Origin of the sequence: Cupriavidus sp. Met-2, assembly GCF_049843575.1 — a bacterium.
GTDB classification, from domain to species: Bacteria; Pseudomonadota; Gammaproteobacteria; order Burkholderiales; family Burkholderiaceae; genus Cupriavidus; species Cupriavidus metallidurans.
The window spans coordinates 101,851-123,489 of sequence record NZ_JBBHZL010000006.1; the positions used below are offsets into that span (position 1 = coordinate 101,851).

Annotated in this window: 16 protein-coding genes; 2 read left to right on the top strand and 14 right to left on the bottom strand. The window is 65.5% G+C overall.

Annotated elements, in window-relative coordinates:
• Positions 1-82 precede the first annotated feature (82 nt).
• The 13 genes from WD006_RS15035 to WD006_RS15095 all read right to left on the bottom strand — a co-directional run bounded on the left by WD006_RS15035 (position 83) and on the right by WD006_RS15095 (position 16,360).
• Entirely contained in the window at positions 83-1,348 is a 1,266-nt protein-coding gene (locus WD006_RS15035) for a cytochrome c (protein ID WP_029308069.1), read from the bottom strand.
• Complete coding sequence (locus tag WD006_RS15040; RefSeq protein ID WP_008649088.1) at positions 1,345-1,899, bottom strand: (2Fe-2S)-binding protein; 555 nt, start codon at positions 1,897-1,899, stop codon at positions 1,345-1,347. The genes WD006_RS15035 and WD006_RS15040 overlap by 4 nt, the downstream gene beginning before the upstream one ends.
• Entirely contained in the window at positions 1,896-4,721 is a 2,826-nt protein-coding gene (locus WD006_RS15045) for a xanthine dehydrogenase family protein molybdopterin-binding subunit (protein ID WP_029308070.1), read from the bottom strand. Before WD006_RS15045 ends, WD006_RS15040 begins: the two co-directional genes overlap by 4 nt.
• A 332-nt stretch (positions 4,722-5,053) precedes the next feature.
• Entirely contained in the window at positions 5,054-6,139 is a 1,086-nt protein-coding gene (locus tag WD006_RS15050; RefSeq protein WP_029308071.1) for a M14 family metallopeptidase, read from the bottom strand.
• A gap of 72 nt (positions 6,140-6,211) precedes the next feature.
• On the bottom strand, positions 6,212-6,949 hold the full coding sequence (locus tag WD006_RS15055) for a hypothetical protein (RefSeq protein WP_029308072.1): 738 nt from the start codon (positions 6,947-6,949) through the stop codon (positions 6,212-6,214).
• Between the two features lie 87 nt (positions 6,950-7,036).
• Positions 7,037-7,864 (bottom strand): M55 family metallopeptidase, encoded by an 828-nt coding sequence (locus WD006_RS15060; protein WP_029308073.1) that lies wholly within the window; start codon positions 7,862-7,864, stop codon positions 7,037-7,039.
• The gene (locus WD006_RS15065) at positions 7,861-8,919 is read right to left on the bottom strand and encodes a P1 family peptidase (protein ID WP_029308074.1); all 1,059 of its coding nucleotides are present in this window, start codon (positions 8,917-8,919) and stop codon (positions 7,861-7,863) included. The genes WD006_RS15060 and WD006_RS15065 overlap by 4 nt, the downstream gene beginning before the upstream one ends.
• Entirely contained in the window at positions 8,919-9,821 is a 903-nt protein-coding gene (gsiD, locus tag WD006_RS15070; RefSeq protein WP_011516165.1) for a glutathione ABC transporter permease GsiD, read from the bottom strand. Before gsiD ends, WD006_RS15065 begins: the two co-directional genes overlap by 1 nt.
• A gap of 10 nt (positions 9,822-9,831) precedes the next feature.
• Complete coding sequence (gsiC, locus tag WD006_RS15075) at positions 9,832-10,752, bottom strand: glutathione ABC transporter permease GsiC (protein ID WP_008649095.1); 921 nt, start codon at positions 10,750-10,752, stop codon at positions 9,832-9,834.
• Between the two features lie 232 nt (positions 10,753-10,984).
• A complete protein-coding gene (gsiB, locus tag WD006_RS15080) occupies positions 10,985-12,541 on the bottom strand; it encodes a glutathione ABC transporter substrate-binding protein GsiB (protein WP_029308075.1) in 1,557 nt (518 codons plus the stop codon).
• Positions 12,542-12,569: 28 nt separating this feature from the next.
• Entirely contained in the window at positions 12,570-14,462 is a 1,893-nt protein-coding gene (locus tag WD006_RS15085) for a dipeptide ABC transporter ATP-binding protein (RefSeq protein ID WP_011516163.1), read from the bottom strand.
• A 1-nt stretch (position 14,463) separates the two neighbouring features.
• The gene (locus WD006_RS15090) at positions 14,464-15,432 is read right to left on the bottom strand and encodes an isoaspartyl peptidase/L-asparaginase family protein (RefSeq protein ID WP_029308076.1); all 969 of its coding nucleotides are present in this window, start codon (positions 15,430-15,432) and stop codon (positions 14,464-14,466) included.
• Positions 15,433-15,457: 25 nt separating this feature from the next.
• On the bottom strand, positions 15,458-16,360 hold the full coding sequence (locus WD006_RS15095; protein ID WP_029308077.1) for a MurR/RpiR family transcriptional regulator: 903 nt from the start codon (positions 16,358-16,360) through the stop codon (positions 15,458-15,460).
• A 289-nt stretch (positions 16,361-16,649) separates the two neighbouring features.
• Between WD006_RS15095 and WD006_RS15100 the strand changes: the two genes are divergently transcribed.
• Positions 16,650-18,572, top strand: coding sequence for an ATP-binding cassette domain-containing protein (locus WD006_RS15100; RefSeq protein ID WP_029308078.1), 1,923 nt, complete (start codon positions 16,650-16,652; stop codon positions 18,570-18,572).
• A 104-nt stretch (positions 18,573-18,676) separates the two neighbouring features.
• Here WD006_RS15100 and WD006_RS15105 read toward each other — a convergent pair whose 3' ends face one another.
• Complete coding sequence (locus WD006_RS15105; protein WP_008649101.1) at positions 18,677-19,162, bottom strand: disulfide bond formation protein B; 486 nt, start codon at positions 19,160-19,162, stop codon at positions 18,677-18,679.
• Positions 19,163-19,468: 306 nt separating this feature from the next.
• Here WD006_RS15105 and WD006_RS15110 point away from each other — a divergent pair, with 306 nt between their 5' ends.
• Positions 19,469-21,565: a hypothetical protein gene (locus WD006_RS15110; protein WP_029308079.1), complete on the top strand. Its 2,097-nt coding sequence runs from the start codon at positions 19,469-19,471 to the stop codon at positions 21,563-21,565.
• Positions 21,566-21,639 lie beyond the last annotated feature (74 nt).

The window sequence follows — 21,639 nt, forward strand, 5'->3', positions numbered from 1 at the left end:
TCCCCGCTCTCCCACATGGTGAAAGAGCGGGCGATCCACCGACCTCGATGATGCGCGGTGACGGTTCAGATGCCGTGCGACGTCAATGACTCGGCGTCTCGCGCAGTACCTTGACCGAGTCAGCCGTCACATCGGCCGGCTGGCCGCCGTAGCTGGCCCGCAGGTAGTTGGCGAGCGCCGCCACCTCGGCATCGTTCATGCGCGTGGCGAAGCCCGGCATATCCTGCATGCTCTCCAGCCCCGGGAAGTCCTGGCGCTCAATGCCGTCAAGCATCGACACGATCAGGTTGCGCGGATCCGCATTACGCACCGTCGAATTGCCAAGCATCGCCACCGCGACGTGAGGCTTGCCTTCGCCTTCGCGTCCGTGGCACCCCGCGCAGACCGCCAGATAGTGCTGCCGGCCCGTGGCCATGGCGCCCGCGTCGGCATTAGCCGGCTTCAGCGGTTGCGGTACCGGCGGCTTGTCACCGAGCAGGTAGGTGGACATCGCGCCGACATCGGCGGCATTCAGGTAACGGCTACTCAGATGCACCACGGGAAACATCTCGCCGTAGGCTGAGCCTTGGGGCGCGATGCCGGTGGAGAAGAACGTCTGCAGGTCCGCCGCGGTCCATCCGCGCGCCGCCAGCCCGGCCGGCGAGATATCGGGAGCCCCGACCCGAGCCAACGCCGAACCAGTCAGCGGACGGCCACCATCCATCTGTCCGAACTTGCCACGTGGCGTGTGGCACTCGGCGCAGTGACCGAGCGCGTTGGTCAGGTAGCGGCCGCGTATCCACGCCGGCGACTCGCCCTTCGATGCATCGGGCAACGCATCCTTGCGGAACAGCAGGTTCCAGCCTGCCATGGCAAAACGCTGGTTGTACGGAAAGCCCAGTTCTGGCTCGCGATTCTGCACCGCCATCGGCTTGAGCTGCATCAGGTAGGCGTACATCGCATCGGTATCGGTACGCGACAGACCCCGGTACGAGGTGTACGGCATCGCCGGATACAGATGCTTGTCGGGCGCCACGCCATCATGAAGCGCCTTGTAGAAATCGTCGGCGCTCCATTTGCCGATGCCATGGTCCTTGTCCGGCGTGATATTGGTGCCGTAGAACTTGCCGAACGGCGAAGCCAGTTCCACGCCGCCCGCGAACGGCGCGCCGTTCGGTGCCGTATGACAGGCCGCGCAATCGGCCGCGCGCACGAGGTAGCGGCCACGCTCGATCTGCTGGGCCGGGGTCAGCTTCGTGGCCGGCGCCAGGTCGGCGGCCTGAGGCACATCGGAACTGCCCGATCCGCATCCGGCAAGCAGTAGCGCCGAGCCAGCGGCCAGCGCGGAAATCCATCGGATTGTCGTCATTGCGCGCCCTTCCCCTTCACCAGCCCCGGCGTGCTGGTGACCACGTCCTTGATGGCCTCGTAGTAGCGCACATAGCCCGTGCAGCGGCAGATGTGCTCGTCCATGGACGACATGATGGTCTGCTCGACCTTGTCCGCCGCTACCGGCTCACGCTTGAGCTTTTCCACGAGCACGGTCGCACCATTGACGAACCCAGGCGTGCAGTAGCCGCACTGGAAGCTGAAGTGCTTGAGGAAAGCCTGCTGCACTGGCGTCATCTCGACGACCTCGCCCTTGTCGTTGCGCTTGCCATGGCCTTCCACGGTGCGGACGCGCTTGCCCTGGAAGAAATGCGCGCCAGTGATGCAGGTGCGAATGGTTTCGCTCGTGCCATCCGGGTGGTCGAGAATCGCCACGCAGGCGTGGCAGACGCCCTGCCCGCACCCCAGCCGCGAGCCGGTCAGGTTCACGTACTCGTGCAGGAAATCGATCATCATCAGGCCGACGGGCACCTCGAGCGGGCCGACGTCCTTGCCGTTGATGTTCATGGACAATGCTTGCGTGGCGATCATGCCAGTACCTCCTGGATCTTTTCGGCCGTGACCGGCAAATCGGTGAAGCGGTGCCCAATGGCGTGGGCGATACCGTTGACGATGGCACCCACCACCGGAATCATCACCACCTCGGCAATACCCTTTGGCGGGTCGGTGTCGGAGATGGGCGGCAGCACGGTTCCGGTCTGCGTCCATACAGCCACGTCGCTGGCACGGGGCAGGTGATAGCGGTTGAAATTCCACGTGCCGTTGCCGGGGCCATCCTCGTAGAGCGGCAGGAACTCGTGCAGCGCGTGGCCGATGCCCATCGCGATGCCGCCCTGCAACTGACCCGACACCAGTGCGGGCGACAGTTGCGAGCCGCACTCCATGATCGAATGGTGCGTCAGCAGGCTGACCTTGCCGCTGGCCTCGTGCACCGACAGCTCGACCAGCGTGCCAACCGCGCTGTAGTACGTCACGGACGCATTGTTGCGCTGGACCGGCGCGATATAGACCTTGCGTCGATCAAGCACGTCATAGCCATTGGTCGTGCGCTTGCCATTGGCTTCGCCCGCACCCATGCGTACCGACAAACCATCCACCGGAATCCGCACGGCCTGGCCGTTGACGACGAAATCGGCTTCGGTCCACTGCCAGCGATTGAACACGTGCACCGTGGCGCCGGTGACCAGCCCCAGTTCGTGCGCCTTCTTGACGAGTTGTTCGTATGGCAGCGCCTGCAGGCCGCCGGCGCTGAGTTTGCCATCGACCCAGCGGGCATCCTCCACACGCACCACCAGCGATGCCGCCTGGCCGCCGCCGATGCCCTGGCTCCAGATCGCCATCGCTGCCGGCCACAGTCCATGCATGAAGACCACGCGGGCCGCTTCGCGCGTGCTGTGCGTGAAGTAGTAGGCCGAGTTCGTCGCGCTGGATGGCGACGCGTAGCCCGGGGACCAGCGCGGATTCTGCGATAGCTTGTCCTGATCCGCCTGGCTCATCAGGTAGGGATCGCCACTGGTCGTGACAGGCAGGTCCGGCCACTCGGTAATCGACGTCCGCACGTCCGTGGCCGCGCGGCTCAGCCAGCGCGACACCGCGGAGGCCTGCGACGTCGACATGCCGGTGCCGATTTCCGCGCCTGAGTGGTACAGCGCGATACGGCCTTCGGCATCGATCTCGACACGCGCGAACGATGTCTCCGCGCCCGTGCCGAAGTCCTTCTGCACACAGGCAAAGCCCACGCCATAGCGATGGCCCGGATGCGCGGCCTCGTACTCGGCCTTCTTCATCGCGCGATTGGTCCACAGCGGATGCTTGCGCGACGCTTCCAGTACTTCATCCACGCGAATGGCCCCGGCAGGAATCGCGCCCTGCGTGTTCTTCATGCCGGAGCGCAGCGCGTTCTTCAGCCGGAATTCGATCGGGTCGAGTTTCAACTGCTCGGCGAACTCGTCAATCATCATCTCGGTCGCCGCCATGCTTTGCAGCGTGCCGTACCCGCGCGCGGAACCGGCGTCGATCGCACGGGAGGCAATGGCCACCGTGGCGAGATCGTTCTTTGGGAAGTAATAGATTGACTGCGCCGCCGTCGCGCCGACCATGGCCACGGACGGCGAGAAATTCATACGGCCACCACCGTTGGCCTCGAAGTCGCCCTGGAACGACTGGAGCAGTCCGGTTTCCTTGTCCACCGCGATGCGGTAGTGCATCTTGAACGCGTGGCGCTTGAGCGCGGTCTGGAACTGCTCGTAGCGGTCGTTGGCCAGCCGCACGGGTTTGCTGCCGGCATAGAGCGCCGTTACCAGACCGTAGAACGGGAAGTTGTAGTGATCCTTCGAGCCGTAGCCCACCGTGTAGGTCGGATGCAGGACCACCTGCTTCACCGGAAACGCGGACTTGCAGCGCGCCAGCATTTCCGCGGTCGATTCGCCCACCTCCGACGGCGCCTGCGTTGGCACCACCATGTGCAGCGTCTGGTTGTCGCGGTCGTACCAGCAGTTGGCGTTATCGGCCTCGAGCGCGGCGGTATCGATCGACTGCGTGTTGTACTCGCGATCCAGCACGAGCCAGTTGGCCGGCGGATTCGCCAGTTCGTCGCGGATCGACTTCGCATGGGCCATACCCTGCTCGCCCACCTGCCCATGATCCTTGCCGTCCGGCCAAACGGGCTGGTGCTTGCGCATCGCACTGGGGAACACCGGCGCGAACTTCAGGCTTGAGAACACGTCGTCGTCGAACGGCGTGGCGCCGCCCACGCGGACGAAACGGAACGTGCCCCAGGGATCGCGTTCAAGCGCGCCAGTCTGGGTGCCATAGCGCACGACCTCGTCGCGATACTTGAGCTTGTCCTTGGCAAAGCGGAAGCGCGCGAAGTCGTGATAAATCAGGATGGCCACCGCATGGCCGAGATACGCCGGGGTCTTGCCTACAGGCAGCAGCATGTCGTCGCCGTAGAACTTCGGGAACGTCACGCCGTCGCGCTCCAGGTCGGCGGCCGTCACCACAACGTCAGGCTTCAGCTCATCGCCGAGCAGGCTCAGGTCGATGCCGTCGAAGGTACGGTCCGCACGGGTCGTGCGCACGATGAAGGCGTGCGATTGCTGCGCGGGCCAGTGTGGCATATCGCGTGCGCGGATATCGCGTGCGAAGACTTTCTCGCCGTTGACCTTGGCGATGCCATCCACACGGAAGCGTGGCGCGCCGGTGGCGGGATCGGTTTGCACCGGCGTCAGGTGCTTCTCTTCGAACAACGCGGCCAGAGCCGCCTTGTCCGCGAGGGGCACGATGCAAACCGATACCCCGGCCACGACGCTCGTCTTCAGGAACGTGCGGCGCGATGGATTGAAACTGGGCATGGAGATTCTCTCGAGGAGTGCGACGGGCGAACGCTGCCATCCGGTCCATTCGACCGGCGCGGATCACGAACCACGCGGGAGATGCCGACGCGCTCTCGCTTGCGTGCGGCTGAGGATGTGGGGCTGGGCAACGACGCCTGTTCTTCTTACTGTGCTGTCATGGCGCACGGCATCGACCAGGCGATGCCGGCACGCCCGGGCGATTGTCTCGCCATCCCGCCCCACGTCTCAACCGGGCACGATCAATAACGACTATCAGCGCTTCCGTATGGTCGTTGAAAGGTAGTCGAAAGATGAGTCGATTACGAACCGCCGCCTATCGGCATGAGCCGCTACGCGCCGATTCCCTTGCGCACCGCGTCGGTCACCTGGGCCACCACGCCATCGCGCCATTCGTCCGAATCGCCATAAAAGGCACGCCACACAGCCTGCTTGATCAGTGCGCGCTGGTTCTCGTCCGCTTCAGGATGCACATGCAGCCAATGGTCGCCACGCAACGCATCGAGCACCTCGGGCAACGGCAGCGTGCCGAACTCCAGGGCGATGCCTGCGTAGTCAATCGTCGGCAGCGTCTGCGGCACAGCCGCCCACGCGAGCCCGGTCAGGTTGGCCGATGTCGACGAGCCGTCGTAGATCGACGTCACGCTGCCGCCCCAGATGGCCCGCGTCTTGTTCAACTGGCGCGCCTCGTCGGGCCCCATGTAGATCGCTTCGCCATAGCCCCACGGTCCCAGCCCCGTGTGCACATCGACCCATCGCAAAGTGGTCCGTCCGGAGCCAAAGCGGGCCAGGATGCGCCGTAGCGTGTAGTTGCTCCACGTTGCCTGCTGACCGCCGAAGAACATGCCATCCGGGTCCTGATACTGTCCGGCGCTGATCGCCGCCTGGAACCAGCCCATGCCCCGCTCCGTCACCCGCTTCATCAGCGCGGTGTGTTCGTCGCACGACGGCGGCCACTGGCTCGGCAGCAGCATCGGGGCAATCTCGGCATAGGCCGGATTGGCCGGCAGTGGCCGTTCGAAGTCCGCGAAATTGCGGTTCAGGTCGACGTTATCCTCGTTGACACGGCGCAGGTGGGAAAAGCCATAGGGGTTGACCGCGTGGATGAACATCAGCGCGCAGCCGGCGCGGTGGCAGTCCGAATGCAGCCCCGTGTCGGCAAGCATCGCCACCTGCGTGCCCGATCCGCAGAACCCTTCGGCGCCGTGCGTGCCGGACGTCACCAGCAGCACGCGCGACGCATCGGCGGCCCCGACCCAGGCGACGTCCATCGCCAGGGCCTCGCCCTCGTTGCCTGTTTCAGTGGGGTGGGGAAACTCGGTCAGCGCCGCACCACATGCGCGGGCGGCCGCCAGGAATTTCTGGCGGGCTTCGGCATAGCTGCGTGCGAAGTAGCGCGCAGTCTGACTGGCAGGCATGGCGGGAATGGCCTGGGCCGAGTGGGGATGCCCTCAATGTAACGCCAATCCGGCGTTTTTATCCAGCGAACGTCAGAACAGCTCCGCCGGACCGCCCTCCGACGGCCAGGCGCTGCGGAACGCGTGCGGGTGCATCACGATGCCGGCGGCGGCAATCTGCGCGGCGGACAGCACCAGATGTCTGGCCAGCCAGTCATGCAGGCTGCGCAGGAAACGTATCTGATCCACGCGGTTTGCCCCCGCGATCAGCCACTCGAGCTTGACGTGCGCCGTATAGACGTCGAGCAGGTTCGTGCTCTTGAGCTTGGGCGGCGTGGCCTTGCTGCGTTCGATCGCCAGCACGCGTTGCACCTGCGCGTTCGTGAGCGTGCCGCCAGTGGCGATCCGCTGATAAAGCTCATCGAGCGCGGGGAACAGGACTGTCGGCTGCACGCGCGGCACGGCAGCCACTTTCTCCATGCGCAGCACCACATAGCGCGTGGCCGCATTGCGGCGCGCCAGCTCCAGTTCGGCCGCCGAGGGCTTGCGCCTCACCGGCGCGGGCAGATCGGCGTCGATCCGCTTCACCGCATCGCGCTCGGTATAGTCCGGGATCTGTTCCAGCGCCTCGGGCACGGCCAGCACCTCGCGCGCGCATTCCGGGCCGAATGGGTACTCGTGGCCATCCGGGCCGCGCAGGATATAGGCGTGCCCCTCGGGAAAACCGTGGTGGCGGCCGCCTTTCGCGTTGCGCGCATGGCATCGCGTGCTGGCCGGATCGACGAAGTCCTTGCGAACGGGCGTCCAGCTCCCGTGCGTCGGATGGGTCATTGGAAGTCGGGCGAAATCGGGAACGGGCGCTATTGTCCCACTGTTTTCGCTCCGTTCTCCCGCGTTGCGGGAAAACGGGGAAAACAACTACTTCAGCATGAACGACATCGCCGAGCAGCAGTTCAGCATCCGCACCACAGCCTGCACGGTTGGCCCCGTGAATGTCAGCGTGACACCGTCGACCCGTTCGAACTCGGGCCATTGGCAGAACAGGTCGGCGTGGGCGGTGGTCGTTGTCTGCAGGCGGCAACTCACCGGCCCAGGCAGTTCGAAGCAACGTGCCTTGGCTTGGACGATCGCATCGCGCGTCACGGACTCGGCGGCCACTGCGATCGCTTCACGAGCGGCAGCGGGCGACAACGAGGTGCCACTGCCCTGCCCGCCCGCGGCCTTGGTCTGCACGTAGCGCGCCCAAGGCATCAGCGGCTGCGTTTCCGCGATGAAGACGTCATCGCCGCTGGCCAGCATCACCGGCACGCCGAACTCGCCGGCCAATGCGGCGTAGATGCCCGCCTCGCCCAGCTCCAGCCCATTGAGCCAGACGCGCGCGAACGCGCCGCTGTTGATCGTATGGGCCAGCACGCCACGGCTCTGCGCCCGGCCGTGATAGCCGATCATGAACACGCCGTCGCAATCCTGCTCGACGCCAGCCATCATGCTCAGATAGCGCGGCTTGCCCAGCACCAGTTGCGCGCGCGGGTCGATCTGATCCGGCAGCAGGTTGCGGAAGCCCCCGTGCGAATCGTTGACCAACACCTCGGTGGCGCCACCCGCAAATGCGCCCTGCACGGCGGCATTGGCTTCGGCCGTCATCCAGGCACGCGCGCGTTCGTACTCTCCATTCCCCGCGCGTGTTTGCTCGGCGTGGAATACGCCGGCCACGCCTTCGATGTCGGTGGAAACCAGAATCTTCATGCCATCAGTTCCTGCAACAGGTCTCGTAGTGCCCGACGGGTGTGCCCATCGCGGCCATGAACGGTTTCGCCATGCCAGAGCGCATTGACGATGGCCTGCTCCACGCTGTCAGCCGCGGCGCGGAACAGCGGGTCGAGCCGTGTTTCATGCACCATCTGCACGGCCGGCATCGGTACGTCGGCCAGATGTGGCACGGTGTACGCCGTCGAGAACGCCAGCGCGATATCGCCAGAGCCATGGCCAAATACGGAACCCGTTCGCGCCAGCCCCGCGCCGGCGCGCAGCGAAAGCCGGCCTAGCTGCCGCGCGTCGAGCGGTGCATCGGTGGCCACGATCATGATGATCGATCCCTTCTCCGGGACGATCTCCTGCCTCAGTTGGCCAGCAAGCGCCGCGCCCAGCAGCCTGCCGCCGTAGATCAGGGAATCCGGTGTGCCGAAGTTCGACAACACCAGCGCGCCAACCGTGTAGCCGCCCGCAATGCGGGATGCGGTGCCGATACCACCCTTGACGCCGAACGATGACATGCCCCGCCCCGCGCCCACCGCGCCTTGCGCGACATCCACGCTCGCGGCCGCCAGGGCGCTGTCGTAGTGCATCCCCTGGACCGCCATCGCCTGGATGTCGTTCAGATAGCCATCATTGCACTCGAACACGAGCGGATTGACGGTGGGCCAGGCGCGGCCGATCTCGGGGTTCTCGGCAATGGCCGCGCGGATCTGCGCCTGTGCCAGTGCGCCAACAGAGAAGGTGTTGGTCAACGCGACCGGCGTTTCCATCACGCCGAGTTCGTCGACCTGCACCAGGCCGATGCTCTTGCCGAATCCGTTCAGCACGGTGGCCGCTGCGGGCACCTTCTCGCGGTAGACATTGCCCGCGTGCGGGCGAATCACCGTCACCCCGGTCTGGCAAGCCCCGTCGGCCAGCGTGCAGTGGCCGACGGTCACGCCAGCCACGTCGGTAATCGCATTGCGAGGGCCCACCGGCAACGTGCCAATCACGGGGATATCCATCATCGTGCTCGACTTGTGTTCAATGCGTGCTGAAGGTGCCATCAACGCCGGTCGATCTTCGGATCGAGCGCATCGCGCAGGCCATCGCCCAGCAGGTTGAACGCCAGCACGGTCAGGAAGATCGCCAGGCTCGGGAAAATCGCCACGTGGGGCGCGGTCACCATGTCGGCGCGCGCCTCGTTCAGCATCGCGCCCCACTCGGGCGTGGGCGGTTGCGCGCCAAGACCCAGGAACGACAGGCCAGCCGCAGTGATAATCGACGTGCCGATCCGCATCGAGAAGTACACCACGATCGACGACACGGTACCGGGCAGGATATGCCGCATCAGGATCGTCCAGTCGGATGCGCCAATGCTGCGTGCCGCTTCCACGTACGTGAGCCGCTTGAGCATCAGCGTGTTGCCCCGCACGAGGCGCGCGAAGGCTGGAATGCTGAACACCGCCACTGCGAAGATCACGTTGACCATGCCATTGCCCAGGATCGCGACGATGGCGATCGCAAGCAGGATGCCCGGAAACGCGAACAGCACGTCACAGATGCGCGTGACGATGCGGTCCCACCAGCCCTCGTAGTAGCCGGCCAGCAGGCCCAGCACCGTGCCGATGACCGCGCCGATGATCACCGAGAAGAAGCCGGCCGCCAGCGAAATGCGCGTACCGGCCAGGATGCGGCTGAAGATGTCGCGCCCGAGCGAGTCAACGCCCATCCAGTGCGCAGCCGACGGGCCTGCGTTGAGCGCGTCGTAGTCGAAGAAGTTCTCGGGGTCGTACGGGACGATGTGCGGCGCCAGAATCGCGACCACCACCAGCAGCAGCACGAACGCGCCGGCGGCCAGCGCGAGATGCTGCTTGCGGAACTTGCGCCAGAACTCGGTCCAGGGCGTGCGGACGGCCTCCGGGACGCTGGCGGCCTCGGGAGCGGCGGGCGTGGAAATATCGGACATGCCAGCCTCCTTATTTATAGCGGATGGTGGGATTGATCACGGTGTACAGCACGTCCACCACCAGGTTGATCAGGATGAACTCGAGCGAGAACAGCAGCACCTCGGCCTGGATCACCGGGTAGTCACGCATCTCCACGGCATCCACCAACAGGCGGCCGAGGCCGGGCCAGTTGAACACCTTCTCGACGAGGATCGAGCCGCCCAGCAGAAAGCCGAACTGCAGGCCCATCATCGTCACGACGGGAATCATTGCGTTGCGCAGCGTATGCTTGATCACGACCACGGTCTCGCGCACGCCCTTGGCGCGTGCGGTACGGACGAAGTCCTCCTGCAGCACCTCGATGAACGATGCGCGCGTGAATCGCGCCATCACGGCGGCCACGGCCGCGCCGAGCGTCAGCGACGGCAGGATGTAGTGCTTCCAGCTATCGGCGCCGATCGACGGCAGCCAGCCAAGCTGCACCGAAAACACTTCCATCAGCAGCATCCCCAGCGCGAAGGCCGGGAACGAGATACCCGACACCGCCAGCGTCATGCCCAGGCGGTCCGGCCACTGATTCCGCCACACGGCCGAGCAGATGCCGATGGTCATGCCGAAGATGACGGCCCAGACCATCGACGCGATCGTCAGGTACAGCGTGGGCAGGAAGCGGTCGCCGATTTCTTCCGAAACGGGTCGCTTGGTGCGCAGCGAGGTACCGAAGTCCCCCCGCAGGGCGTTCGAGAAGTAACGCACGAACTGCTCCGGCATCGGGCGATCGAGCCCGAGATCCTTGCGCACCAGTTCCACGGTGTCCGCGTCGGCCTCCGGGCCCGCGGCCAGCCGCGCCGGATCGCCGGGCAGCAGATGGACGAACAGGAATACCAACACCGCCACGATCAGCATGGTGGGTATCACGCCCAGAAGTCGTTTAAGGAAGTAGTTCAGCATCAGGCAACGGAAAATTGAGGACCGCCGGCCGCCCGCCCTCAACCCCGCGTATACGGGCAGGCAGCCACACGGCTTACTGCATACAGCTTGTTATTAGTACTGCGATACCGCGACTTGCAACCACTCTTACTGCTCTACTGCTCTACTGCTCTACTGCTCTACTGCTCTACTGCGGTACTCCCCCTCTCACCATGCATGGGAGAGGGGCAAACACCGAAGACATGTCAACCGCTTACTGCTTGATATCGATCTCGTCGAAGTTGAACGAGCCGTCGGGCATCACGTAGGCACCAGTCAGGCGCTTCGAACGCGCGTACAGCACCTTCTCGGTCACCAGGAAGGCCCACGGCGCGTCCTTCCAGATTTGTTCCTGGGCGTCCTTGTAGAGCTTGGCCTTCTCGGCGCGATCGGTCGTGCGCAGCGCGTTGGCGATATCGGCATCGACCTGGTCGTTCTTGTAGTAGGCCGTGTTCAGCAGCTTCGGCGGCATCGCTTCCGAAGCCAGCAGCGGACGCAGCGCCCAGTCCGACTCACCGGTCGACGACGACCAGCCCACGTAGTACATGCGCACGCCGGCGTCCTCGGGCTTGGCCACGGACTCCACGCGTTCCACGCGCTGGCCAGCTTCCAGTGCCAGCACCTGCGCCTTGATGCCCACCTGTTGCAGCTGCTGCTGCACGAACTGGATCACCTTCTGCGCGGTGGTGTGGTTATAAGCCGACCACAGCGTGGTTTCGAAGCCGTTCGGGTAGCCGGCTTCCTTGAGCAGCTCGCGCGCCTTGGCCGGGTTGTACGGCCATGGGCCCAGCTTCTCGGCGTAATCCACGCCCGGTGGCACCACGCCGGCCGACGGTACGGCGTAGCCGGCGAACGCCACCTTGGCCAGCGCCTCCTTGTTGATCGCGTAGTTGATCGCCTGGCGCACCTTGGGGTCGTTGAACGGCTTGACCATCGTGTTCAGCGACAGGTAGCGCTGGATGATCGACGGCCCGTCGATCAGGTCCACCTTCGGGCTGGCCTTGAGCACCGCGGCCTGCTCGAACGGAATACTGAACGCGAAGTCGGCCTCGCCGGTCTGCATCACGGCCGAGCGCGTGTTGTTGTCGACCACAGGTTTCCAGGTGATCGTGTCGATCTTCGGATAGCCGGTCTTCCAGTAGCCCGCGAACTTCTTGCCCTTCAGGTAATCGGTCTGCTTCCATTCCACGAACTCAAACGGTCCGGTGCCCACGGGGTGGAAGGCAATCTCCTTGCCGTACTTCTTCAGCGCGGTCGGGCTGATCATCACCGCCGACGGGTGGGCCAGCACGTTGATGAACGGCGAGAACGGCTCCTTGAGCGTGATTCGCACCGTGTTCGGGTCCACCACGTCGGTCTTGGCCACACGGTTGAACAGCGTGTAGCGCTTGAGCTTGTTGGCCGGATCGGTCACGCGGTCCAGATTGGCCTTGACGGCGGTCGCGTCGAACGTGGTGCCGTCGTGGAACTTCACGCCCTTCTTGAGCTTGATCGTGTAGACCAGGCCATCCTTGCTGACGTCGTAGCTCTCGGCCAGCACGTTGACCAGCTTCATGTCCTTGTCGAAGCCGAACAGGCCCTGGTAGAACGACTTCACCGCCGCCTGCGACAGCGTGTCGTTCGCGTCGTACGGGTCCAGCGTGGTGAAGGTGGAGTACACGGCCATCACCGCGTCCTTGGCGGCGAATGCCGGCGCGGCAGCCATCATGCCCATGGCGCCCACTGCGGCGGCGCCGGCCATCAGGCGGAACGAAACCTTGCGGTCAGACATCTTCACTTCTCCTTGAGGAAAACGAACTTCAGTAGGCGCCGCCGACGGCGTGCCGGGCTACGTAATGTCCGTGCGCGCCACTGCCTGCTACGGCAACCAGCGGCTGGACCACTGGCTCGTCGCCGACCGCGCGGATCGGGCTGGGAATCTCGTCGGAAAGCGGCTCGCGCTTCATGTGGCGTCGGGCCGGATCGGCAATTGGCACCGCCGACATCAGCTTCTTCGTGTATGGGTGCTGCGGGTTCTCGAAGATAGCGCGACGCGGACCGATCTCGACGATCTGGCCCAGATACATCACGGCCACGCGGTGGCTTACGCGCTCCACCACGGCCATGTCGTGCGAGATGAACAGGAAGGCCACGCCCAGCTCGCGCTGCAGGCCGAGCATCAGGTTGACGATCTGCGCCTGGATCGACACGTCGAGCGCCGACACCGATTCGTCGGCGACGACCACCTTCGGGTTCAGCGCCAGGGCGCGCGCGATGCAGATCCGCTGGCGCTGGCCGCCCGAGAACTCGTGCGGATAGCGCGATGCGTGCGCGGCTGTCAGGCCCACCTTTTCGAGCAGCCAGGCGACACGCGCCTCGGCTTCCTTGCCGCTGGCCACCTTGTGCACCAGCAGCGGCTCCATGATCGAGTAGCCAACCGGCACGCGCGGGTCCAGCGACGCAAACGGGTCCTGGAAGATGAACTGGATATTGCGGCGTAGCGCCTGAAGCGCCGGTCCCCGCATCTGGCTGATGTTCTGGCCTGCGAACTCGATCGTGCCGCTCTGCGAATCGACCAGCCGCAACAGCGAACGTCCCGTGGTCGATTTGCCGCAGCCCGACTCGCCAACCAGCGCCAGCGTCTCGCCCGGGTAGAGATCGAAGCTGACCTGCTCCACCGCGTGAACGCGGCGCGTGACCTTGCCAAACAGGCCGCCTGGCACATCGAAGCGCGTCACCAGGTCGCGTACGCGCAGGATCGGCTCGGCGCCTGCCGGAATGGTGTCCTGCGGCGCTTCCTCGACCACCTTGTCGGTGTCGCTCATCTGCACCAGCGGGAAGCGGGCCGGCAGATCGGTGCCGGCCATCGCCCCGAGCTTCGGCACGGCCGACAGCAGCGCGCGCGTGTACGGGTGGGCGGGCGCGTGGAACACCTGGTCTGACGTGCCCTCCTCCACCTTTTCGCCCCGGTACATCACCAGCACACGATCGGCCACCTCGGCCACCACGCCCATGTCGTGCGTGATGAAGACCACGCCCATGTTCATCTCTGCCTGGAGATTGCGGATAAGCTGCAGGATCTCCGCCTGGATCGTCACGTCGAGCGCGGTGGTCGGCTCGTCCGCGATCAGCAAACCCGGCTTGCAGGACAGCGCCATCGCGATCATCACGCGCTGCCGCATACCGCCCGAGAGCTGATGCGGGAAGCGGTCGAGCACGCGCCGTGCTTCCGGAATGCGCACCAGTTCCAGCATACGCAGCGCCTCGGCAAGGGCCGCGGCCTTGTTCTTGCCCTGGTGCAGGCGAATCGACTCCGCGATCTGCTCACCAACCGGAAACACCGGATTCAGTGAGGTCATCGGCTCCTGGAAGATCATCGCCACGTCCGCGCCGCGCACCTTGCGCAACGTCGATTCGCCGGCATTGGCCAGATCGAGCACCTCGCCATTGCGCCGGCGCAGCGCCATGGCGCCATTGGCGATCTTGCCGCCACCGTGCTCCACCAGGCGCATCAACGCCAGCGACGTCACCGACTTGCCCGAGCCCGACTCGCCAACCACGGCCAGCGTTTCGCCACGGTCGACATGGAACGACAGGTTGCGCACGGCCTCGACGGTACGCTCCGAGGTGGCGAAGCGCACGGTGAGGTTGTCGACGGCCACCACGCGCTCGGGCGGCAGCACGATGCCTTGTTTCGAAACGGTCTTTGCCATATCAGCCGTAGATCCAGACAGTGGCCGGCTCGCCAACGCGTGCCACGCCTCGGTACATGCCTTCCGTGTTGAACGGTAGCGTGACGTTGCCGGCACGGTCCACCGCGATCAGGCCGCCACGGCCGCCAATCGCGGGAAGCTTTTCCATCACCACGCGGCGCGCCGATTCCTCGAGCGACAGCCCGGCGTAGCGCATTTGCGCCGAGACGTCGAACGCGGCCACGGTGCGGATGAACATCTCGCCCGTGCCCGTGGCCGAGACTGCCGCGACATCGTCCGCGTAGCAGCCGGCCCCAACGATCGGGGTATCGCCCACGCGGCCCACCTGCTTGTTGGTCACGCCGCCGGTCGACGTGGCCGCGGCGAGGTTGCCAGCGGCATCGCAGGCCACCGCGCCAACCGTGCCGAACTTGTTGTCGGGATCGATCGGATCGGCAGCCCCCGCCCTGGCGGCCAGTGCAGCCGCGTCATGGTCGAGCAGCGCCATGCCGGTACTGGCTTGCGCACGCACCCATTGATCGTGGCGGGCCTGCGTGAAGTAGTACTCGGGCCCGACCAGTTCCAGCCCCTGGGCTTCGGCAAACGCCTCGGCGCCCTCGGCGGCAAACAGCACATGCTCGCTGCGTTCCAGCACGGCACGCGCGGCCAGCACGGGGTTGCGCAAGCGCTTGACGCAGGCCACGGCGCCGGCGCCCAGCGTCTGGCCATCCATGATTGCCGCGTCGAGTTCGAAAGTGCCGGCATGGGTCAGCACGGCACCCCGGCCGGCGTTGAACAGCGGACAGTCTTCGAGCAGGCGCACCGCTTCGGTGACCGCGTCGAGCGCGCTGCCGCCGTCGGCCAGCACGCGCTGGCCAGCGAGCAGTACCTGCTCGAGCGCGGCGGCGTACTCGCGTTCGCGCTCGGCATTCATCGCGGCACGGGTGATCGTGCCCGCGCCACCGTGGATGGCGATAACAGCTTGAGGCATGGGGTCCTTCTACTTCGGTCGGGGATCAGTCGGAAGATTTCGCGGCAATCCGGCCACCACGCGCGTCGGGCGCGCCGTGGAGCCAGGGCAGCAGGAACTCGGTCATTTCGGCGGCCGCCTTGACCGACCGCGCGGACCGGTGCGCCACGGCGCCGCACAGCGCCTCGATCAGCGCCAGAACCGTGGCATCGGAATTGGCGGAGAACCGGTATCCGGTATTGGCGTAGAGCGTGTAGTCAGCCAGCGGTGCCAGCGGCGATGCCGGGCCATCGGTCAGCGCCATCAATCGGCCGCCGTGCTCCTTGACGCGCTGGGCCAGCATGATCGTGTCGGTCACGTAACGCGGAAAGGCGATGGCGATAACCAGATCCTGCGGCTGCAACTTGAACAGTTGCCGTCCCGCATGGGATGCGCCACCCGAATTGGACACCGACGTGACCATGCGGCAATGCATCTCCAGACCGTGCTGCAGCAGCCCGGCCAGGAATCCGCTGGCGCCAAAACCCATCACGTAGACACGCTCCGCCTCCAGGATCGCCGACACCGCACGCTCGCAGGCTTCGGGGTCCAGCGCGCGGCGCGTGGCTTCCAGGTTACGGATGCCGTCCTCGAGCGAGGCCGCGAACACCTCCGCCGCCGTGGTGGGGCGCGCCAGTTCGTCGCGCAATCGCTCCACCGGGGCCAGCGTGGCCTCGAAGCCGCGTACCAGTTCGGTGCGGAACTGCGGATAGCCTTCGAATCCCAGCGCGCGCGCAAAGCGGTTGGCCGTGGCCACCGATACGTCCACGGCCGTGGCGAACTCGTCGATCCGCATCGTGGCGGCACGGAACGGGTTCTCCAGCACGTACTGCGCCATGCGCTGGTGCGCGGGCGTCAACGTTGGCAAGGCGCGTGCAATACGCTCGGAAATTAGCAGGCCGTCTGGCATCTCGGGACTACAGGATCCATTCAAAACCGCGCGAATCAGCGCGAAACAATGATTGGCGCACCAGGACCGGCATCGCGCTTTGATGAAAACGCACTTTCCCGGTGCAACCGTCTATGTAAATAAATTTACACGCAATTGCTGTACCAGGAGAGTGAAAAGTGGCCGATTAGGGGTAATCCCTCAGAACAAGCGGCCGAACATAGCCCGTAGCGACAGTCTTTGGATGCCAGCGCGATACAATGCCGGCCTGCCGAAAAACCGTTTCCAGCATTAGCCTCCCGTCTCCTCCGTGATCCGAATCGACCAGCTTGTCCTCCAGCGCGGCACCAAGGTGCTGTTCGACCACACCAGCGTGACGCTCAATCCGGGCGAGCGCGTCGGCCTTGTCGGCGCCAACGGCAGTGGCAAGTCCACGCTGTTCTCCATGCTGCGCGGCGAGCTGCACGCCGACGGCGGCGACGTCTTCCTGCCCGCCCAGTGGCGCATTGCCCATGTGGCGCAGGAGACGCCAGCGGTAACCCGCTCCGCCGTGGACTATGTGGTCGATGGCGATACCCGCCTGCGCGAGATCGAGGCTCGGATAGCCGCCGCCCAAGCCAGCGGCGATGGCTCGGCCGAAGGCGAAGCCCATGCAGCCTATGCCGACGCCGACGGCTACACCGCCGCCGCGCGCGCCGAGGCGCTGTTGCTGGGCCTGGGCTTCACGCTGCCGCAGGTGTCGCAGCCCGTGGCATCGTTCTCGGGCGGCTGGCGGATGCGCTTGAACCTGGCGCAGGCGCTGATGTGTCCGTCGGACCTGCTGCTGCTTGACGAACCGACCAACCACCTGGACCTCGACGCCATCGTCTGGCTCGAAGACTGGCTTGCGCGCTACCCCGGCACGCTGGTGATGATCTCGCACGATCGCGAATTCCTCGACGCGATCTGCAACGTCACGGTGCATATCGAGAACCAGCAACTGAAGCGTTACGGCGGCAACTACACGCAGTTCGAAACGATGCGGCTGCAGCAGATGGCGCAGCAGCAGTCGGCCTACGCGCGCCAGCAGAAGGAAATCGCGCACCTGGAGTCGTTCATCAACCGATTCAAGGCCAAGGCCACCAAGGCACGCCAGGCGCAAAGCCGGGTGAAGGCACTGGAGAAGATGGAGCGGCTGGCGCCGGTGCACGTAGCAGCGGGCTTCGCTTTCGAATTCCGTGAGCCCGATTCCGCGCCGAACCCGATGATGGTGCTGGAAGGTGTGGACTGCGGCTATGCCGAGGCCGACCCGCCCGTCACGATCCTGCACAACCTTGCACTGTCGATCCAGAACGGCCAGCGCATCGGCCTGCTGGGCGCGAACGGCCAGGGCAAGTCGACGCTGGTGAAGACGCTGGCCGGCACGCAGGCGCCGCTGAACGGCACCGTCCGGCTGGGCAAGGGACTCGTGATCGGCTACTTCGCCCAGCACCAGCTGGAAACGCTGCGCGACCACGATTCGCCGCTCCAGCATCTGGCGCGGCTGGCGCCGGACGTGCGCGAGCAAGAACTGCGCGACTTCCTGGGCAGCTTCAATTTCCGCGGTGACATGGCGACGTCGCCGATCGAACCGTTCTCGGGCGGCGAGAAGGCCCGGCTGGCGCTGTCCCTGATCGTCTGGCAAAAGCCGAACCTGCTGCTGCTAGATGAACCGACCAACCACCTGGACCTCGACACCCGCGAAGCGCTGACGATGGCGCTGGCCCAGTTCGAAGGCACGCTGATCCTGGTCTCGCACGACCGACATCTGCTGCGCGCCACCTCGGACCAGTTCATGCTCGTGGCCGAGGGCACGATCCGCCCGTTCGATGGCGATCTGGACGACTACCGCGACTGGCTGCTGCAACAGGCGGCCGCCAAGCGCAACGCGGCCACGGCCGCGCACGCCGCCGAAGCCGCGCCCGTGGTCAACCGGAAGGACCAGCGCCGCGCAGAAGCTGACGAGCGCCAGCGCCTGTCGGTACTGCGCAAGCCGCTGACGAAGGAACTGGAAAAGGTGGAAAAGCGGATGTCGGTGCTACAAGCCGACAAGACCACGATCGACACGTTCATGGCCGACGCGTCGAGCTACGACGACACCAACAAGACGAAGCTGAAGGACATGCTCAAGCGCCAGGGCGAAGTCACCGGCGAACTCGAGCAACTGGAGGAACGCTGGCTCGAACTGCAGGAGCAGATCGAGCAGATCGCCTGAGGCATCTCAATCGACCTGAAGCTTGTGCCCCTCTACCACACGCGGGAGGGGACAAGCTCGGGCACGAGGGACAAGAGGGACAAGACGGCCAAGAACCACGCCGCTCAGCGGAAATGCTTCTCGCGGCGAATCAGCCCGACGGCAAGCGTCAGCGTCAGAATCAGCAGCCAGATCAGCGACCACGCCGGGATCGAAAGGCCCAGGATGGGCGGCGTGGGTGCCGTGCACAGACCATCCGAATAGAACACCTGCGGCAGCAGCTTGGCCGTGGGCAGCGAGTTGACCCAGTTCTCCAGCGGGTCGATGCCGCAGGACGCCTTCGGGTTCATCAGCAACGCCACCTGGTAGCCCGCCACGGCAATGCCGCCCACGCCGGAAAGCATCCCCAGGCCCTGCCAGAGCGTGCGCGTGTTCTGCGCGATGACCGCCAGCAACGAAAAGATACCGATACCAATGAACGCGAAGCGCTGCATGATGCAGAGCGGGCACGGTTGCAGGTTCTCCGCGTACTGCATATACAGCGCGGCACCGACCATCGCAAAGGAGACGATGGCGATCAGCAGGAAATAGGTTCGGGAATTGGCTTGCATGGGCATCGGGTGCGAAATTTCTTCGACGCGATTATTACCCATTTTCATCGATGTCTTCGTTGCGCCCCGGCAACCAGCCTCGCCGGCAGCTGTGGCGGATTGCCGCATCGACCCGATTCGGCGTTGACAAGGTGCCCGCGCATGGTCCGCCGTCAAGCGTGGCCGGCCTTTGTGTCGCACTCGCCACACCCCACCAAAGTGGGGAACAGCATCATCGTCACGTGAATATCCTCTCGGATCGGCGAACGCAAGAAATCCAATAAGACAGCCGGACTCGCCATCCGGTACTCAGGGAAATCAAATCAAATGGGGATTCAAGAGACGTTGCGCGGGCGTGGCTCGCGCATCTGGACGCCCGTGCTCGGCGTCATGACGGTTGCGGTGATGGCGGCATGTGGTGGTGGCGGCGATAGCGGCAGCAACGGTGGCAGCAATGGCGGCGGCAGCCAGCCAGCCGCAACGGTGCAAGGCACTGCGGCATCCGGTGCATTCATGGGCGGCGCGCAGGTCACCATGTTCGATGCCGATGGCAAGACCGTCGGCACCCGCCTCGCCGACGCAAACGGACGGTACAGCTTTGACGTATCCGGCTTCCGCGCGCCGTTCGCCCTGCAGGCAACCGGCACGGCCGGTGGCGAGACCGTGACCTATGTGTCCGTGCTGCCGACCAAACCCGCGAGCGGCGCCACGGTCACGGCCAACGTGACGCCACTGACTACCGCGCTTGCGGCATTGCTGGCCGGCGGCAATCCGGCCGACCTGACCGGCGCCAGCGCGCTCAACAGCAAGGTCAGCAGCGCCGGCGTGCAGCAAGCCACGGCCGCCCTGCGTGCCGTGCTGGCCAATGTCGCAGCCAGTGCCGGAATGAACGCCGGCAGCTTCGACCCGATCTCCACCCCGCTCACCACCGAGGGCCAGGGCGCCGACGCGGTCATCGACCTCGTCCACGTGACCCTGACCGCCAACGGCGTCAAGCTGGCATCCCGGGGAGCGCAACTCACGGGCGGTTCCATTCCGGAAGCCGTGCTCGACGCCAGCGCATTGACCAAGCCGCCCGCCGCGCTGCCCACGCCGACGACCTCCACCAATGCCCGCACGTTCGAAGCAATCCGCGCGAACCTGCAAGCCTGCTTCACCGCCGCGCCGGCCGCACGTGCCAGCGCCACCGCGCTGCTCACGGCGTGCGCGCCGGCATTCGCCAGCGACTATCTGAACAACAGCTATTCGGCAGCCGTCGATTTCTCCGCCCTGTTCTCGTCGACCGACATGAACGGCGCCGTCTTCCAGGCCCCGGTCGTGCTGTTCAACGGCAAGGCCGATAGCGGCGAGGCCACGGCATTCGTGCGCTTCCCGTTCGTGCGTGCCGACGGCAGCACGTCGCAGTTCACCCGCCGCGTGACCAACCGCGCCGGCACGTGGACGATGACCGGCAACCAGCGCCAGTACGAAGCTGCCGTCACGCGCCGCATCAGCAAGGTGATCGAGCGCAATCCGGGTGCGGGCATCGCTTCGCGCTATGAAACCAGCCTGCGCGTGTTGCTGAATCCGCAGACCGGCCTTGGCATCAAGGCGCAGCTCGTGCGCGTCACGGGCCCCGGCCTGCCCGGCGCGGGTGTCGTGCTGGCCCGTTCGCGCGTATGCGGCTCAAGCGCCAACCTCGTGATCCAGAACCTGAACGGCTCGCCGACGTATGCCGCCAACGACCCCGTGGCGCCCAACGCGGTCATCAGCAGTTCAGGGCAGTCCAGCAGCACCGTGGTGCTGGCCGCGACGCCGCTGAAAGCTGGAGACGCGCTGACCTGGTCGTCGCTGAGTTCGGGCGCCAACACCTATGCATCGGCGCCGCTGTCCGACGGCGACATCGCCGCGATCCCGACCTTCGCCAGCTACACATTCGACGTCTGGTACCTGAACAGCGATCTTTCCCCCAAGACCACCCTGCCGACCTCACCGGACGACTCGTTCACCGTGACGTCGTCGGGTGGCGTGCTGATGCCGTCGGTCATCGCGCGCCAGACCTGGAACGAGATCGCGGAAGGCAGTCTCGATTTCGTGACGACGGGCGGCGGCAAGACCGGCGTCCAGACCACCGTCGATGTGAACTGGACACAGAACGCCGAGCCCGTGGATCGCGCCCTCGCCTTCGGCCGCCAGTTCGCCGCCGCAGTTGCGCCCGCGCCCGCAGCGGGCGATCGCACGTTCATCCAGACCAACGTGCCGTCGTACCTGCAGCGCTCCGTCACGGTCAGCACCGCCAAGCAGGGCTCCAGCGCATTCGTTAGCTGCAACGGCGCCACGTTCCCGGCCTTCGCTTCGGCCGGAGACCAGCGCACCGTCGAAATCCGCTCGACCACGGGCGACGATACCCAGAAGTTCGTGCGGGTGGTGGGTACCTACCGCTGATCCGGCAGCACAGGCTGCGAGAGAAGGCGCCAATGAAAAAGCCCCGCTTCGGCGGGGCTTTTTTTCCTTCCACG